The organism is Bradyrhizobium sp. BEA-2-5 (genome assembly GCF_032918025.1).
In the GTDB taxonomy this organism is placed as follows: Bacteria; Pseudomonadota; Alphaproteobacteria; order Rhizobiales; family Xanthobacteraceae; genus Bradyrhizobium; species Bradyrhizobium pachyrhizi.
Map to the genome: position 1 here is coordinate 7,433,045 of NZ_CP136629.1, position 15,975 is coordinate 7,449,019.

A 15,975-nucleotide genomic window follows, 5' to 3' on the forward strand; every position below is an offset into this window, starting at 1 on the left:
ATGCAAAACGACCGGCAAGAGCATTTTGCATGACGGCTGATCCGGTATCCCGCCCGCCCTTTCCAGCACCCGCGCGCCGCCGTTGCGCGCCGCATCTCGTCATCATTGCAATGCTTCTCGGCCTGCCGCTCGGGGGCTGCTCCTTCGACCTCGGTTCATGGGGCTCCTCGGACGACAAGCCGAAGCCGGCTGCCACCGCCGACAAGCCCGCCGCCGACACCATCACCCCGCAAGACGTCAACAGCGCCAGGGATCACACCACGCGTGCTCAGGTGCTGGCGCGCTCCGGCAAGTTCGACGAGGCGATGGCGGAGTTCGAACAGGCATTGGCGGCCGACCCTTACAACATCCAGGCGCTCTACGGCCGCGCCCTGATCTATCAGGGCCGCGGACAGCATCAGCAGGCGATCGACGATTTCACGGCAGCCAGCGGGCTGTCGCCGCAGAAGGCCGAGCCCCTGGTCGGCCGTGCCACCAGCTACCTCGCGCTCGACAAGGCCAAGCAGGCCGCCAGCGATCTCGACGAGGCGGTGCAGGCCGATCCCGGCAATGTTGCGGCGTGGAGCACGCGCGGCCAGGCCTATGAGCGGCTCGGCGACAAGGTCAAGGCGGCGGCGTCCTACAATCGCGCGCTCGCGCTGCGGCCAGGCGACGGCAATGCGCGCAGCGGACTGGCGCGCACCGGGGCTAAAGCGCGATGCGATCGGGATGAATCGTCATCGCGCCTTAGCTCTTTGTTTGAGCATGATCTTTTCGGAAAACCGCTGCGCACTTTTCCGGATCATGCTTTAGCGCTTGGCGTGAAGACAACCCGTCAGGAACGACCGAGCAGCGCTGCGGCTACTTCGGCAGGACGGCGTGGAACATCGACTTCATGCCGGAGAACATGTCGTCGGTCACCGACGTGCGCTCGTTCTTCTGCGCCGGCATGATCGCCTCGGCGCGCAGATCGAGCGGGGCCTGCACCACAGGGACCGGAATGTCGGCCGGCGGCGTCAGCCGGTTGGAATCCTGGCCGCCGGCGGCATAGGGCGGACGCGGCTGCGAGGATTGATCGACATTGTCAGTGGACGGGCTCGACACCATGATCGGCGGCGGCAACGGCCGGATCACCGAGGCGGCTGCCGGACGCTGCGCCTCAGGCAGGCGGGCGAGATCGGTGCGCGTGGCATCCTGGGAGCGCGCCGCCTCCTGCGGACGGTCCTTGCGCAGCCGCTCGATGGCGGCGCGCGCGAGGTTGTTGGCGTCGCGGCTTTCCTCAGGCGTCACAGCAGTCTCGACCGGCGCGGCTGACGTCGCGGGCGCGGCCGGCTGCGGCGCGGCGGGCGCGACCTTCGCGACCGCCTTCGGCGGCGCCGGATGATGGCGGGTGTCGGTGGGGATGCTGGCGGTATCGGCCGGTGCGTCAGGCTTTGCGTCGGCAGATTTCTCGGCGGGCTTCTCGGTGACGGTGGCCTTCTCGGACGCCGACCGCTCGATCAGCGTGCGCTCGGACATGCCCTTGGCCTTCACACCGGCTTCGGGGAGGCTGCTGACGACGGTGGCGGGCTTGGCGGCAGCTTTCGGATCTGCCTTGGGATCGACTGCGGCGGTCACGGCTGCGGCTGCCGGCGCTTCCGGCTTGGCCACGATGTAGTGGTTAACGATGTACGCCCCGATGATGGTCGCTGCCACCGAGGGTAAGATGTCCATCACGAATTTCTTCAGGTAACTCAGCATGACCTGCCACTCCCCACCCCGGTATTACATGCTGGAACTTTGAGGCACATTCAGGGATCAACTGCGTCGGATCGGTGGCAAACCCCCGTTCCGACGTCACCTTTGGTGTCGCTTTGGTTTCAGCCGGAGGCGCCCCCTGCGCAGGCCGCATCCGCCTGCTAGATCATCGCGCAGCCGTTAACGGGTCGTGAATTTCCACAGCCGCGCCGGCTCGGACCTGCCATTCGGCGGGTGCAGGGTTCCTTGCGGGGTTCCTTGCAGGATTCTCGCGCCGCGTCAGGGCTTGAGTTCGACCTCGAGGAACACGATCTCGCTGGCCGTCTCGTTGAGCACGTCGTGCTGGACCCCGGCCTTGCGGAAATAGGATTTGCCGGCTCCGAGCTGCGCCTTCGAGCGCTCGCCGTTCGGCGCCACGATCGTCATCTCGCCCGCCGTGATCGGAACGATGACATAGTCCATCTCATGGGTGTGGTGGCCGGTGGCGCTGCCCGGCGCGAGGCGCCATTCGGTCACGCGGACTTCCGCGGTATCCACCTGCACATCCGATTTGGCACTGAGCATCGTCATTCTCTCCAAGTTTTTTGTTTGAGCGGATCATGCTCTACGGCACGAAAACCATGAACACGAACACGGCGAACACCACCATGTGAACGAGCCCGAACAGGATGTTGGTGCGGCCGGTTCCGAAGGTGAGCATGCTGACCATGAAGGTGAGCAGCAGGATCAGCATATGCTGGTTGCTGAGCCCGAGCACCAATTGCTTGTCGAGCGCATAGGCGGCTACGGCCACCGCGGGAACCGTGAGCCCGATGGTGGCGATCGACGAGCCGAGCGCGAGGTTGATGCTCTTCTGCAGATCGTTCTTGCGCGCCGCCGACACCGCGGCAACGCTCTCCGGCAACAGGATCAGGGCCGCCACCACCAGGCCGGCGAAGGCCGATGGCGCGCCGATCCTGGCGCCGACGGCATCGACCACCAGCGAGAATTTCTTGGCCAGCAGCACGACCGCCAGAAGCGAGACCAGAAGCAGCGCAACGCTGATCGCCGTCATGCGGTCCGACATCACCTCGCCATGCGCCGCCGCCTCGTTGGCGCCGCTGACGAAATAATCGCGGTGGCGGATGGTCTGGGTGTAGAGGAACACCGCATACAGCAGCAGGGTCACGACGCTGATCACGGCGAGCTGGGCCGTGGAGTAGATCGGTCCCGGCGCGGTGAGCGTGAAATTCGGCATATCGAGCGTGATGGTCGCGAGCGCGAACAGCACGCTGAGATAGACGTTGGCGCCTGAGAGCTGGAAGCCCTGCTCGCGATAGCGCAGGCCGCCGATGAAGATGCAGAGGCCGACGAGACCATTGCAGACGATCATGACCACGGCGAACACGGTGTCGCGGGCCAGGGCCGGGGCAGGCTTGTCGCCCAGCATGATCGTGGTGATCAGCGCGACCTCGATGATGGTCACCGAAAGCGTCAGCACCAGCGTGCCATAGGGTTCGCCGACCCGCTCCGCGATCACCTCGGCATGATGAACCGCGGCGAACACGGTGCCGAACAGGATGACCAGGAGCACCGCCGCGAACACCCAGCCCCCGGCCGATGGCGCGAAGCTGTAGCCGGTGGCCGTGACCGCGGCAAACAACAGCACCGCCAGAACGGGATACAGCCAGGCCGACCGCGGCATCGGTCCGTGTGCGCTCATCGTGGGGTCCCCTTACTTCGCTGGCGCGATTATGCGACAGACAATCGCAGCCGTCAGCCTCTTGCGGCGTCGATAAACCGCCGCGCCGTCGCCATCGCACCGAAATCGTCGAGATTGTCGTGCCCGCCACCGGGCAGTCGCACGAATTGCTTGGGCTCATGGGCGAGGCCGAACAGCCGCTCGCCGAAGCGAATCGGGATCACCGGATCGTCGGTGCCATGCATGATCAGCAGCGGCGCCTTGACCTGCGCGATGAGCCGGTCGGAGTGGAATTGATCGCGCATCAACAGGCTGACCGGCACATACCAGAAATGCGCGCCAGCGACGTCGGCCGTCGACGTATACGGCGCCTCCAGGATCAGCTTGCCGACGGGATGTCCGGCGGCGAGCGCGACCGCAACGCCGCTGCCGAGCGAGAAGCCCCAGGCCACGATCTGCTCGGCGCGGTAGCGCGCGGTGGCGAACGCGTAAGCGGCAGCCGCGTCCTGCAGCAGTCCCTGCTCGCTCGGAGACCCGCTCGACCCCGCATAACCCCGAAAGGACAGCGCCACCAGCCCGGTGCCGTCGGCCGTGATGGCCTTGAAGCGCGCCACGCGCCCGGCAAGGAAATCGCCATTGCCATGAAAGAACAGCACGACCGGCCGGCCCGGCTTCGCCGGCACGTGCCAGACGATGACCTTCTCGCCGTCGCCGGTGGTCAGGACATGCTCTTCCACTTCGGGAAGACCCGCGGCTGCCGGCGCAGTCCGTCCGACCGGCGGGATCGGAAACAGCAGCTCGCGCTGCCTGACGTAGAGCACTGCGAGCCCGCCGAGATAGACGACGACCGCGGCGATCAGGAACCATTTCAGGATTGCGAGTGCCAGTGCCATCAGGGGTGGCCGCGGCTATGTCTTGCCGCGGAGCCTGAGCAGCTTCTCGACGTCCGCCTTGATGCTGTCGGGGAGCGGCCGGCACGCGCACGCCGCCGCATGTGCGACGTGCCACTTGATGCGCTGCTCGCGCGTCGCCCGGGGCGGCATGCGATGCGCTCGATGCCACTCCCGGTTCAGCGCCATTGCCGCCCGCGCTACATCGCCTTGACGATGTTCTCGGTGACCTTCTTGGCGTCGCCGAGCAGCATCATGGTGTTGTCGCGATAGAACAGCGGATTGTCGATGCCCGCGTAACCCGAGGCGAGCGAGCGCTTGATGAACATCACGGTACCGGCCTTCCAGACCTGGAGCACCGGCATGCCGTAGATCGGCGAGGACTTGTCCTCTTCGGCCGCGGGGTTGGTGACGTCGTTGGCGCCGATCACGAAGGCGATGTCGGCCTGCGCGAACTCGGAGTTGATGTCCTCGAGCTCGAACACCTCGTCATAGGGCACGTTGGCTTCCGCGAGCAGCACGTTCATGTGGCCGGGCATGCGGCCGGCGACGGGGTGAATGGCGTATTTCACCTCGACGCCTTCCTTCTTCAGCATGTCGGCCATTTCGCGCAGCGCGTGCTGGGCCTGCGCCACCGCCATGCCGTAGCCGGGCACGATGATGACCTTGGAGGCGTTCTTCATGATGAAGGCGGCATCGTCCGCCGAGCCGAGCTTGGCTGGCTTCTGTTCGCCGGTTGTGCCACCGGCCGCGGCGGTCTCGCCGCCGAAGCCGCCGAGGATCACCGAGATGAAGGACCGGTTCATCGCGTGGCACATGATGTAGGACAGGATCGCGCCAGACGAGCCGACCAGCGCGCCGGTGATGATCAGCGCGGAATTGCCGAGCGTGAATCCGATGCCGGCCGCGGCCCAGCCGGAATAGGAGTTCAGCATCGAGATCACGACCGGCATGTCGGCGCCGCCGATCGGGATGATCATGAGCACGCCGAGCGCCAGCGCGAGGATGACGATCATCCAGAAGTCGAACGCGCTGCCTGAGAGCACGAGGCCGACGATGAAGAACACCAGCGCCAGAGCCAGCGCGATGTTGATGATGTGGCGGAACGGCAGGAGGATCGGCGCGCCGCTCATGCGCGCCGACAGCTTCAGGAACGCGATCACCGAGCCGGTGAAGGTCAGCGCGCCGATGGCGACGCCGAGCGACATCTCGACCAGGCTCTGCGGATGGATGTTGCCGGGGGTCCCGATGCCGAAGGCCTCCGGCGCGTAGAACGCGCCGGCCGCGACCAGCACTGCGGCCATGCCGACCAGCGAGTGGAAGGCGGCGACCAGTTCCGGCATCGAGGTCATCGGCACGCGGCGAGCGATCACCGCGCCGACGCCGCCGCCGATCGCGACGGCGAGGATGACGAGGATCCACGCCACGCCGTCGGCCGGCGGATGGCTCGCGAGCGTGGTGGCGACCGCGATCGCCATGCCGATCATGCCGAACAGATTGCCCTGGCGCGAGGTTGCCGGGCTCGACAGCCCGCGCAGCGACAGGATGAACAGCACCCCCGCCACGAGATACAAGAATGCAGAGAGATTGGCGCTCATCTCAGGTCCCCATTGATCCCTTCAGCCCGAGGTGGCCGCTCACTTCGACTTCTTCTTGTACATCGCCAGCATGCGCTGGGTGACAAGGAAGCCGCCGAAAATGTTCACGCAGGCGAAGACGAGCGCGACGAAGCCGAAGCCGCGCGCCCAGCCCGAGCCGCTCGAAATCATGCCGACACCCACCGCGAGCAGCGCGCCGACCACGATCACCGAGGAGATCGCGTTGGTGACGCTCATCAGCGGCGTATGCAGCGCCGGCGTCACCGACCAGACGACGAAATAGCCGACGAAGACGGCGAGGACGAAGATCGACAGCTGGAAGATGAAGGGGTCGACGAGCTGTGCTGCATGCTCCATGGCGGCTCTCCTTAAACCTTCGGCTGGAAGTTCGGATGGATCACGGCGCCGTCTTTCGTCAGCGCAGTGGCCTTGACCAGCTCGTCGTCCCAGTTGACGGCGAGCTTCTTCTCTTTCTTGTCGACCATGGTCTCGATGAAGGAGAACAGATTGCGGGCATAGAGGCTGGAAGCCGAAGCCGCGACGCGGCCGGCGACGTTGGTGTAGCCGACGATCTTGATGCCATCGACGTCGACCACCTCGCCCGGCTTCGCACCCTCGACATTGCCGCCGCGCTCGACGGCGAGGTCGACCAGCACCGAACCCGGTTTCATCGACCTGACCATGTCGGCGCTGACGAGCTTCGGCGCCGGCCGGCCCGGAATCAGGGCGGTCGTGATCACGATGTCCTGCTTCTTGATGTGCTCGGCGGTGAGCGCGGCCTGCTTGGCCTGGTATTCCCTGGACATTTCCTTGGCGTAGCCGCCGGCGGTCTGTGCGTTCTTGAACTCCTCGTCCTCGACCGCGAGGAATTTCGCGCCGAGCGATTCGACCTGCTCCTTGGTGGCGGGACGCACGTCCGTGGCTGTGACGACGGCGCCGAGGCGGCGCGCGGTCGCGATCGCCTGGAGGCCGGCGACGCCGACGCCCATCACGAACACCTTGGCCGCAGGCACGGTGCCGGCGGCCGTCATCATCATCGGAAAGGCGCGGCCGAAGGCCTCGGCGCCCTCGATCACGGCGCGGTAGCCGGCGAGATTCGCCTGCGAGGACAGCACATCCATCACCTGCGCGCGGGTGATGCGCGGCATCAGCTCCATGGCGAATGCGGAGATGCCGGCATCGGCCATCGCTTTGAGCGCCGCGTCGTTGCCGTAGGGATCCATGATCGCGATGACGAGCGCGCCTCGCTTGTACTGCGCGAGATCGGCCCCCTCGGGGCGCTTCACCTTGATGATGATGTCCGCGTCCTTGAGCGCGTCGGCACTGACGGTGGCGCCAGCCGCGGTGAATTCGGAATCCGGCAGGCCCGACTTGATACCGGCGCCCGACTCGACGGCAACCTCGGCGCCCAGCGCTATGAACTTCTTCACCGTGTCAGGCGAAGCGGCGACGCGCGGCTCCGACGGATCGATTTCCTTGGCAACGGCAATCTTCATGAGGCCTCCGGCGACGCGGGCGGCGCACGCGTCTTCAAACTAGCGTTATTTTCGCCAGATTTGGATACCCGGTTTTTACATCCGGGTTTCGACAGCAATTCCGGCACCGCCGCGGGACGGCAGCGCCGCTAGCCGATCCCAAGGATCAGACCAGGAAATAGGCCATCAGGATAAGAATAATGGCGACGCTGATGGTGCCCCATTTGACCAGCATGAGAAACCCTTCATAGGTCTGCTCGTGGGCAACATAGTCGTTGCCGTCGGCGGTGGTGTAGGCCACTTCGCTATGGTCAGCCATTGATGTCCCCAGTCAGAAAGTCGCGTTCCTCCGCGAGCCATTACCGCAAACGGGTAGGCAGGGCAACGGCGCGGTCCCGATCGGGCGATTTGAAGCGCAAATCGTCCCCGATCCACGTCCGAGCGACGACGCCGCGGCAGCCCCTCGGCAGGATCGGCCCCCCAAACGCAGGCATCATGGAACGATCATGCCGCCAGGCGCAAAAAACGCCGAACAAAACTGGCACGGGGCCGACCGCCGCCCGGCCCGGCCGGAACGCCGATGGGCCTCAGCCCATCGTCTCCAGCTCGTCGATCATGCCGGCGATAACGCTGAGCCCGCCGTCCCAGAATTTGGGATCCTTGGCGTCCAGCCCGAACGGCCGCAGCAGCTCGGAATAGTGCTTGGTGCCGCCGGCGGCGAGCATGTCGAGATAGCGCTCGGCAAAGCCTTCGGCCGCATTCTCGTAGACGGCATAGAGCGAGTTCACGAGACAGTCGCCGAAGGCATAGGCATAGACGTAGAACGGCGAATGGATGAAGTGCGGAATGTACATCCAGTAGTTCTCATAGCCCGCCTTGATCTCGATCGCGGGTCCCAGGCTCTCGCCCTGCACCGACAGCCAGATCTCGCCGAGCCGCGTCGCGGTGAGCTCGCCGTTCTTGCGCTCGGTGTGGACCGCGCGCTCGAAGGAATAGAACGCGATCTGCCGCACCACAGTGTTGATCATGTCCTCGACCTTGCCGGCGAGCAGCGCCTGACGCTGTCTTGCATTCCTCGTCTGGGCAAGCAGACGCTTGAACGTGAGCATCTCGCCGAACACGCTCGCGGTCTCCGCCAGCGTCAGCGGCGTCGGCGCCATCAGCGCGCCGTTCTTCGCCGCCAGCACCTGATGGACGCCATGACCGAGCTCATGCGCGAGCGTCATCACGTCGCGCGGCTTGCCCTGGTAGTTCATCAGCACGTAGGGGTGCGCCGATGGCGTGGTCGGATGCGAGAACGCCCCCGGCACCTTGCCCGGCCGCACCGGCGCGTCGATCCAGCGATCGGTGAAGAAGCGCTCGGCGATATCGGCCATCTTGGGCGAGAAGCCGCGATAGGCCGTCAGCACCATGCTTCGCGCCTCCGGCCAGGCGATGACGTCGGTCGCCGCAAACGGCAACGGCGCGTTGCGGTCCCAATAGGCCAGCCGCTTCTTGCCGAACCATTTCGCCTTCAGCGCATAATAGCGATGCGACAGCTTCGGATAGGCCGCGCGCACCGAGGCGACCAGCGCATCCACCACCTCGCGCTCGACCCGGTTGTTGAGATGGCGGGAATCCGCGACGTCCTTGAAGCCGCGCCAGCGGTCGGAGATGTCCTTGTCCTTGGCCAGCGTGTTGGTGATCAGCGCAAAGGTGCGCTCATTGGCCTTGAAGGTCTTCGCCAGCGCCTGCGCGGCAGCCTTGCGCTTGTCCCCCGCCTTGTCCTGCAGCAGATTGAGCGTCGGCTCGATCGCGAGCTCCCTGGATCCGACCTTGAAGCGCAGGCCGGAGATGGTCTGGTCGAACAGCCGGTTCCAGGCCGCGTAGCCGCTTTGCGCCTTTTCGTGGAACAGCTGCTCGACGCGATCCTCGAGCTGGTACGGCTTGTCCTTGCGGAGATCCTCGATCCATGGCCGGTAATGGCCGAGCTCCGGTTCGGCCATCGCGCGCTCGATCACATCATCGTCGACGCGATTGAGCTCGAGCGCGAAGAACAGAAGATGCGTCGACGCCGCCGTCAGGCGCTCGGACACGTCGCCGTAAAACTTTGAAATCGCAGGGTCAACGCTGTCGCCGGCATGGACGAGACCGGCATAGGAGCCGAGACGGCCGGCGAGATCGTCGATCGCCTCATAGCGCCTGATCGCCTCGGCCAGCCACTTTCCGCCGCCTTCCTTGGCGGTATTTTCGGCAAGCTTGCCCTTGTAGTCGGTCTCAAACGCGACGCAATCTGCGTCCATTTTCTGCAAGTCGCGTGCGACCTCAGGCGCATCGATACCGGAGTAGAGATCTGCCAGATTCCATTCCGGAAGCTTGCCGGTCTTGCTGGCTGCCTTTTTCGCCGCCGGGCCGCCTGCGGACGATTTGCGTTGCGCGGCCGTCTTGCGCAACGCGGCTTCCTTGCGGAGAGCGGCCTTGCTGAGGGCAGACTTGTTGGATGCAGTTTTGGAGCGCGAGGTCATCTTGTTCGTAACCTTAGTTCAGTCGGAAAGATGTCGGCGGCGGCGGAATGAATGCGGGTTTGCAACATTTAAGAGTGCGTTAATCGGCATCGGCGACATTGCCCCGATTCGAGACAAATAAACGTAGCGTGCGGGGAAAACCATGGCTGCCACCATTTTGATCGCCGATGACGACGCAGTACAGCGCCGTTTGGTTGAAAACATGGTGCAGAAGTGCGGCTATGAGCCCCTCGTCGTGGACAGTGGCGACGCGGCGATCGCGGCCCTGACCGCATCCGAGACGCAGGCGATTGACGCCGTCGTGCTCGACCTCGTGATGCCGGGCCTCGACGGACTTGGAGTCCTCGCAAAAATTCGTGAAGCTGGTTTGACCGTCCCCGTCATCGTGCAGACCGCCCATGGCGGCATCGACAACGTGATCTCGGCGATGCGCGCGGGCGCGGCCGATTTCGTCGTCAAGCCGGTCGGCGTGGAGCGGCTCCAGGTCTCCTTGCGCAACGCGCTCAACGCGTCCGCGCTCAAGGGCGAATTGCAGCGCATCCGTCACAGCCGTGAGGGCCGGCTGACTTTCTCCGACATCATCACCCGCAGCGAGGCGATGGGCGGGGTGCTGCGCACCGCGCAAAAGGCCGCGTCCTCGACGATCCCGGTGCTGATCGAGGGCGAGTCCGGCGTCGGCAAGGAAATGTTCGCGCGCGCCATCCATGGCAGCGGCGAGCGCAAGGCCAAGCCATTCGTCGCCGTCAATTGCGGCGCGATTCCCGACAACCTCGTCGAGTCCATCCTGTTCGGCCACGAGAAGGGCGCCTTCACCGGCGCCACCGAACGGCACATGGGCAAGTTTGTCGAGGCTCATGGCGGCACGCTGTTTCTGGACGAGGTCAGCGAGCTGCCGCTGACCGCGCAGGTGAAGCTGCTGCGCGCGCTCCAGGAAGGAGCCGTGGAGGCCGTCGGCGGCCGCAAGCCGGTCAAGGTCGACGTCCGCATCATCTCGGCAACCAATCGCAAGCTGCTGGAGCGGGTGAAGCAGGGACATTTCAGGGAAGACCTGTTCTATCGCCTGCACGTGCTGCCGCTGACGATCCCCTCGCTGCGCGCCCGGCGCGAGGACATCCCGCATCTGCTCAGGCATTTCCTGGCGCGCTTTGCCGCCGAGGAGAACCGCCCGATCACCGGCATCAGCGGCGAGGCGGTCGCGCACCTGGCCCAGCTCGACTGGCCCGGCAACATCCGCCAGCTCGAAAACGCGGTCTACCGCGCTGTGGTGATGAGCGACGGCGACCAACTCGGGCTCGCCGATTTCCCGCAAGGAACGGCGCATCCGGCGCCGGAGGGCAAATCGCTGCAGGGCGAGCCGCTGGTGGTGTCGCCTTCCACGGCTCCCGCCATGATATCCGGTAATGAAATACCGGTTGCCGCCTCCCTGCCCACGGCCGGCGGCCTTTCCATGCTCAATGCCGCGGGCGAGGTGCGCCCCCTGGAAGATCTCGAGAACGAGATCATCCGCTTCGCGATCTCGCATTATCGCGGCCAGATGTCCGAAGTGGCTCGCCGCCTCAAGATCGGCCGGTCGACGCTCTACCGCAAACTCGACGAGGCTGCGGCCGGCGCGCCCGCAAGCGACGCCACTTAGCCCTCGAGGCCGACAGGGCCACACCAGGGAACCTTTTGAACCGTGTCGTGGCGGTGACAGACAAAGGCTGTGCCGCGTGGCAAAAACGCACAGCCCGGAGCGAAATCAGCTGCTTCGAGGTCAGTTTGTCGTGAGTTGCCCCGCATGGCGCTGGCTGCATGAGAGGGGCAAAGGTATCGTCTGCGTTCGTTGTGTGCAGGCGTGCGAGTCGATCGAGAGGCCGGCGCTTCGCGCAAGCTATGAAACCAAATTCTGATTTGAACTGTTCCAGTTTGATGAGGGGCAGTTTCACCCAGGGGGTGTGACGATGCGTGACTGTTCGAACAACCGTCGAGGATTTGACCGCGTATTGATGGCCGTCGCGGCAACCTTCCTCACGGTGTCCGCGACCGCGGCCTTCGCGCAGGACACGCCGCACTCCAGCGCCTCGGAACTCGCGATCGACGCGGCGATCCCGCGCCCCGAACCGGCCAACGTGCCGCCCCCCACCGCAAGCGATTTCAAGGCCGACACCACCGCCGCGCTGCCCGATGCAGCCAAGCCGGCCGACGTGAAGCCAGCGGATGTGCAAGCCACCGAGGCCAAACCCGCTCCGACAAAACCGGTCGACGCCAAGCCGGCAGAGCCGAGCGCGACTGCAAAGGCCGTCGAGCCGAAGCCCGCCGATGTCGTAACCGCGCCTGCGACGAAGCCGGCCGATGCCCCGAAGACCGATACCGCCGTCGCGCCGGCGGCGGCCGCCCCCGCCCCCGCAACGGCCACCGCGCCTGCCGCAAGCCCCGCGCCTGCAACGGCAGCAGCGCCGGCCACTGCTCCCGCGACCGCCGCGGCGCCGGCGAGCGAACCGGCGAAGGCAGCGAGCAATGTTGCCGCCGAGGATCAGCCGGTTGCCGACAAGCTGCGCGAACTGCTCGCCAGCAAGTCGCTGCGTAGCTTCGACCGCAAGAACGAGCGCGCTGCGGCCGAGAAGTTCTATTCGACTCGCGAATACGCGCCGGTGTTCACCAAGGCCGGCAAGCTGACCGACGCCGGCAAGGGCGTCATCGCCCGCCTGAAGGACGCGGACGCGGATGGCCTCAATCCCGCCGACTATCCGTTGCCGGATTTCGCCGCCGCCACGACGCCCGATGCGCTGGCGGATGCGGAGCTCAAGCTCACCGCCAGCATGTTCGACTATGCGCGCCATGCCCAGAGCGGCCGCATGCATTGGTCGCAGGTGTCAGCGGCGACATTCTCTATCCCGAGCATCCGGTCGATCCGGCGGAAGTGTTCGCCAATGTGACCTCCGCGAAAGACGCTTCCGCAGCGCTCGACAGCTACAACCCGCCGCACAAGCTCTACAAGGAGCTGAAGGCCAAGCTCGCCGAGCTGCGCGGCCAGGGCAACGGCCCTGTCATCACCATCGCGGACGGCCCGACGCTGAAATATTTGCCGGCACGCAAGAAGCAGGCTGCGGTCGAGATGGACGATCCGCGCGTGCCGGACCTGCGCAACAAGCTCGGCGTCACCGAGAATGCCGACAGCACCAAGTATGACGCGACGGTCGCGCGGGCGGTGGAGAAATTCCAGAGCAGCGTCGACCTCAAGCCGACCGGCGTTCTCGACGAGCGCACCGTCAAGGCGCTCAACACTCCCAAGCGCGACAAGCAGATCGACGTCGTGCTGGTCAACATGGAGCGCTGGCGCTGGCTGCCGCGCGACCTCGGCGCGTCTTCGCTGGGAGATGCCTATGTCATCCTCAACATTCCCGACTTCACGTTGAAGGTGATGCAGCGCGGCCATCAGGTCTGGACCACGCGCGTCGTGACCGGCAAGCCGGGTACGCATGCGACCCCGCTGCTCACGGAGACGATGAAGTACATCACGGTCAATCCGACCTGGAACGTGCCGCCGTCGATCGTCTACAACGAATACCTGCCGGCGCTGCAGCAGGACCCGACGGTGCTTCAGCGCATGGGCCTCAGGCTCGAGCAGAACCGCGACGGCTCGGTGCACATCTCGCAGCCGCCGGGCGAAGCCAACGCGCTCGGCCGCATCCGCTTCAACTTCCCGAACAAGTTCCTGGTCTATCAGCACGACACGCCGGACAAGCAGTTGTTCGCCAGGGACGAGCGCGCATTCAGCCATGGCTGCATGCGCGTACAGAATCCGGATCAATACGCCTCCGTGCTGCTCAACATCACCATGCCGAACGAGAAGTACACGCCGGAGCGCGTGCGCAGCATGTACGGCAAGAGCGAGATCGATCTGAAATTCCCGACGCCGATCCCGGTCAACATCACCTATCAGACTGCATTCGTGGATGACGCCGGCAAGCTGCAATTCCGCAAGGACATCTACGGTCGCGATGCCAGCATGCTGTCGCTGCTCAGGAACAACCGCGGCAAGGATCTCGAGACGGTGGTGGCGCACGCCCAGCCGAGCTACTCGCGTCCGCCGAGCAGCAGCCTGCCCGCCGGCGTCAATGTCGCGGGCGACAACGGCTTTGGCTCCTCCGGACCAAACTTCTTCGAGCGCCTGTTCGGGGGATTCGGACAGCCGGAGCCGCAGCCGATCCGTCGCGGGCAGGCCCAGCAGCAGCGCCGGGTGATCACCCGCTAATCTGCATTTCCGCCCGATTGGGATAAATTTTGAAGCAAAATCAACGATCTCGCTCAAAAGGCGAGATCGTTTACGTTAACCATTTCGGGTCTCGGCCGGGGAGCAGGGCTATCTTTTGCCACACTCGCCCAGTTAGTTAAGCCTAACTTGGGGGCGGGTCGGTAAACCTCGGTTAACCCTCCCGCTTTAAGAAAGCGTTCACCGTCTTCCGCAGGGGGTCTGCGAAAGATGCCGACCGAACGCTCGTCGACTGGGTGGGCTCATAGTGCTGGCTGTCTTCGCACGCCGCTACAAACCGCTGTCGTTGCCTAAGGCCGGATACCAAGTCGGCCTGACTGCGCTATTGCTGTTGGCGGGCGCGGGATCGGTGCACGATGCCACCGCGCTGAACCAGACCCGCACCCTCTCCTTCCACCACACCCATTCCGGCGAAGACCTCACCGTCACCTTCAAGCGCGACGGCCGCTATGATGAGGCCGCGCTGAAGCAACTCAACCATTTCCTGCGCGACTGGCGCACCCAAGATGAAACGGTCATGGACCGTCGCCTCTTCGACATCCTCTGGGAAGTCTATCGCGACGTCGACGGCAAGCAGCCGATCCAGATCATCTCCTCCTACCGCTCTCCCGCCACCAACGCCATGCTCCGCCGCCGCTCCTCCGGCGTGGCGCGCTCCAGCCAGCACATGCTGGGACATGCGATGGACTTCTACATCCCGGGCGTGCCGCTGGAGCAGATCCGTTTCGCCGGCCTTCGCCTCCAGCGCGGCGGCGTCGGTTTCTATCCGACCTCCGGCTCGCCCTTCGTGCATCTGGACACCGGCAGCGTCCGGCACTGGCCGCGCATGACCCGCGATCAGCTGGTCAGGGTGTTCCCCGACGGCCGCACCGTCCATGTCCCGACCGACGGCACGCCGCTGAAGGGCTATGAGCTTGCCAAGGCCGATATCGAGCGCCGCGGCAATGGTGACGATGCCGCGACCATCGGCAAGCCGAGCCTGTTCGCGAAGCTGTTCGGTGGCGGCAAGTCGAGTGACGATGAAGACGAAGGCGCGGCCAGCGTGAACGACAAGCCGGCCGCCAACACCGTGGTGGCCGCCGCCGCGCCCGCCAAATCCGCCGATCCGATTCCGCTGCCGCGCGCCAAGCCGCAGTTCGCCGCCGCCATCCAGCTCGCGGCCGCCGACGCCCAGCTCGTTCCGATGCCGAAGGCGAAGCCCGCGGTGCAAGTGGTGCAGATGGCCGAGAACACCGCGCCGCAATCGCCGGCCGACATCATCAATGCCCGCGGCTTCTGGGATGACGAGGGTGAGGCGCCGAAGCAAGCGTCGGCGGCGCAGATAGCCGCGCTGAAGGCCCGTGAGGCGGTCGGCGGCAGCGATCCGCAGACCACTGCCAGCACGACGACCGAAAACTTCAACAAGGCGCTGGCCTATGCGCCCGCGGCGGCCTCACCGGTCGATCGCGCCAACATCGTCGCAGCGACCGCGCCGATCCCGCGCAACGCGCGCCCGACGCGCAATGCCGCGGCTCCTAGCACCGAAATCAACACCGTCGTTGCCAAGGGCGCACCGAGCCAGGGCGTGATCACCACCTCCGCGCGGATCTCGGCTGCCAAGGGCAACGATATCTGGATGCGCGTGGTGATGCTGGCGCCGAGCGCGAGCAATGCCATGCTGACCACGGTGCTTGGCGACACCGACATGACCATGATGCGGGCTCATTTCGTCAAGCCGCAGGCCGCCGTCGTCATGACCTTCTCGGAAGATCCGATGATGGGCATGACCTGCGACCGCTTCTCGGGCTCGGCGACCGCCCTCCTGACGACCCAGTCCTTCGTGCTCCGCACCGCCTCGCTGCGCTGAGCCGCTGCGCCTC

Annotated in this window: 12 protein-coding genes and 1 pseudogene; 4 read left to right on the forward strand and 9 right to left on the reverse strand. The window is 65.4% G+C overall.

The window, feature by feature from the left end; translation table 11 throughout:
* Positions 1-29 precede the first annotated feature (29 nt).
* On the forward strand, positions 30-932 hold the full coding sequence (locus tag RX327_RS34765; protein WP_317248577.1) for a tetratricopeptide repeat protein: 903 nt from the start codon (positions 30-32) through the stop codon (positions 930-932).
* On the opposite strand, the gene RX327_RS34770 is transcribed toward RX327_RS34765, so the two are convergent.
* The 9 genes from RX327_RS34770 to RX327_RS34810 all read right to left on the reverse strand — a co-directional run bounded on the left by RX327_RS34770 (position 841) and on the right by RX327_RS34810 (position 9,864).
* Positions 841-1,719, reverse strand: coding sequence for a hypothetical protein (locus tag RX327_RS34770; RefSeq protein WP_317248578.1), 879 nt, complete (start codon positions 1,717-1,719; stop codon positions 841-843). The two genes, RX327_RS34765 and RX327_RS34770, sit on opposite strands and share 92 nt — an antisense overlap.
* A gap of 276 nt (positions 1,720-1,995) precedes the next feature.
* Complete coding sequence (locus RX327_RS34775) at positions 1,996-2,280, reverse strand: cupin domain-containing protein (RefSeq protein WP_028340624.1); 285 nt, start codon at positions 2,278-2,280, stop codon at positions 1,996-1,998.
* A gap of 40 nt (positions 2,281-2,320) precedes the next feature.
* Positions 2,321-3,418 carry an ionic transporter y4hA gene (locus RX327_RS34780; protein ID WP_317248579.1) on the reverse strand — a complete coding sequence of 366 codons (1,098 nt, stop codon included), beginning with the start codon at positions 3,416-3,418 and terminating at the stop codon, positions 2,321-2,323.
* A 53-nt stretch (positions 3,419-3,471) separates the two neighbouring features.
* Positions 3,472-4,290: an alpha/beta hydrolase gene (locus tag RX327_RS34785; RefSeq protein WP_050383008.1), complete on the reverse strand. Its 819-nt coding sequence runs from the start codon at positions 4,288-4,290 to the stop codon at positions 3,472-3,474.
* Positions 4,291-4,487: 197 nt separating this feature from the next.
* Positions 4,488-5,885 carry an NAD(P)(+) transhydrogenase (Re/Si-specific) subunit beta gene (locus RX327_RS34790; RefSeq protein WP_317248580.1) on the reverse strand — a complete coding sequence of 466 codons (1,398 nt, stop codon included), beginning with the start codon at positions 5,883-5,885 and terminating at the stop codon, positions 4,488-4,490.
* Between the two features lie 39 nt (positions 5,886-5,924).
* The gene (locus RX327_RS34795; protein WP_028180801.1) at positions 5,925-6,242 is read right to left on the reverse strand and encodes a proton-translocating transhydrogenase family protein; all 318 of its coding nucleotides are present in this window, start codon (positions 6,240-6,242) and stop codon (positions 5,925-5,927) included.
* An 11-nt stretch (positions 6,243-6,253) separates the two neighbouring features.
* Positions 6,254-7,381 (reverse strand): Re/Si-specific NAD(P)(+) transhydrogenase subunit alpha, encoded by a 1,128-nt coding sequence (locus RX327_RS34800; RefSeq protein ID WP_317248581.1) that lies wholly within the window; start codon positions 7,379-7,381, stop codon positions 6,254-6,256.
* 145 nt (positions 7,382-7,526) lie between these two features.
* Positions 7,527-7,679: an aa3-type cytochrome c oxidase subunit IV gene (locus RX327_RS34805; protein ID WP_028335990.1), complete on the reverse strand. Its 153-nt coding sequence runs from the start codon at positions 7,677-7,679 to the stop codon at positions 7,527-7,529.
* A 268-nt stretch (positions 7,680-7,947) separates the two neighbouring features.
* Positions 7,948-9,864 carry a M3 family oligoendopeptidase gene (locus RX327_RS34810; protein ID WP_317248582.1) on the reverse strand — a complete coding sequence of 639 codons (1,917 nt, stop codon included), beginning with the start codon at positions 9,862-9,864 and terminating at the stop codon, positions 7,948-7,950.
* Positions 9,865-10,006: 142 nt separating this feature from the next.
* Here RX327_RS34810 and RX327_RS34815 point away from each other — a divergent pair, with 142 nt between their 5' ends.
* From RX327_RS34815 to RX327_RS34825, 3 genes and pseudogenes are all read left to right on the forward strand, one after another.
* Positions 10,007-11,497, forward strand: coding sequence for a sigma-54 dependent transcriptional regulator (locus RX327_RS34815; protein ID WP_317248583.1), 1,491 nt, complete (start codon positions 10,007-10,009; stop codon positions 11,495-11,497).
* A gap of 307 nt (positions 11,498-11,804) precedes the next feature.
* Positions 11,805-14,098, forward strand: a pseudogene (locus RX327_RS34820) (L,D-transpeptidase family protein).
* 265 nt (positions 14,099-14,363) lie between these two features.
* Positions 14,364-15,962, forward strand: coding sequence for a DUF882 domain-containing protein (locus tag RX327_RS34825; RefSeq protein WP_317248584.1), 1,599 nt, complete (start codon positions 14,364-14,366; stop codon positions 15,960-15,962).
* The last annotated feature ends 13 nt before the right edge of the window (positions 15,963-15,975 follow it).

Excerpts from the sequence above, each read along its gene's own strand:
- RX327_RS34765 (WP_317248577.1), top strand. The coding sequence starts at position 30 with ATGACGGCTGATCCGGTATCCCGCCCGCCCTTTCCAGCACCCGCGCGC.
- RX327_RS34770 (WP_317248578.1), bottom strand. The coding sequence starts at position 1,719 with ATGCTGAGTTACCTGAAGAAATTCGTGATGGACATCTTACCCTCGGTG.
- RX327_RS34775 (WP_028340624.1), bottom strand. The coding sequence starts at position 2,280 with ATGCTCAGTGCCAAATCGGATGTGCAGGTGGATACCGCGGAAGTCCGC.
- RX327_RS34780 (WP_317248579.1), bottom strand. The coding sequence starts at position 3,418 with ATGAGCGCACACGGACCGATGCCGCGGTCGGCCTGGCTGTATCCCGTT.
- RX327_RS34785 (WP_050383008.1), bottom strand. The coding sequence starts at position 4,290 with ATGGCACTGGCACTCGCAATCCTGAAATGGTTCCTGATCGCCGCGGTC.
- RX327_RS34790 (WP_317248580.1), bottom strand. The coding sequence starts at position 5,885 with ATGAGCGCCAATCTCTCTGCATTCTTGTATCTCGTGGCGGGGGTGCTG.
- RX327_RS34795 (WP_028180801.1), bottom strand. The coding sequence starts at position 6,242 with ATGGAGCATGCAGCACAGCTCGTCGACCCCTTCATCTTCCAGCTGTCG.
- RX327_RS34800 (WP_317248581.1), bottom strand. The coding sequence starts at position 7,381 with ATGAAGATTGCCGTTGCCAAGGAAATCGATCCGTCGGAGCCGCGCGTC.
- RX327_RS34805 (WP_028335990.1), bottom strand. The coding sequence starts at position 7,679 with ATGGCTGACCATAGCGAAGTGGCCTACACCACCGCCGACGGCAACGAC.
- RX327_RS34810 (WP_317248582.1), bottom strand. The coding sequence starts at position 9,864 with ATGACCTCGCGCTCCAAAACTGCATCCAACAAGTCTGCCCTCAGCAAG.
- RX327_RS34815 (WP_317248583.1), top strand. The coding sequence starts at position 10,007 with ATGGCTGCCACCATTTTGATCGCCGATGACGACGCAGTACAGCGCCGT.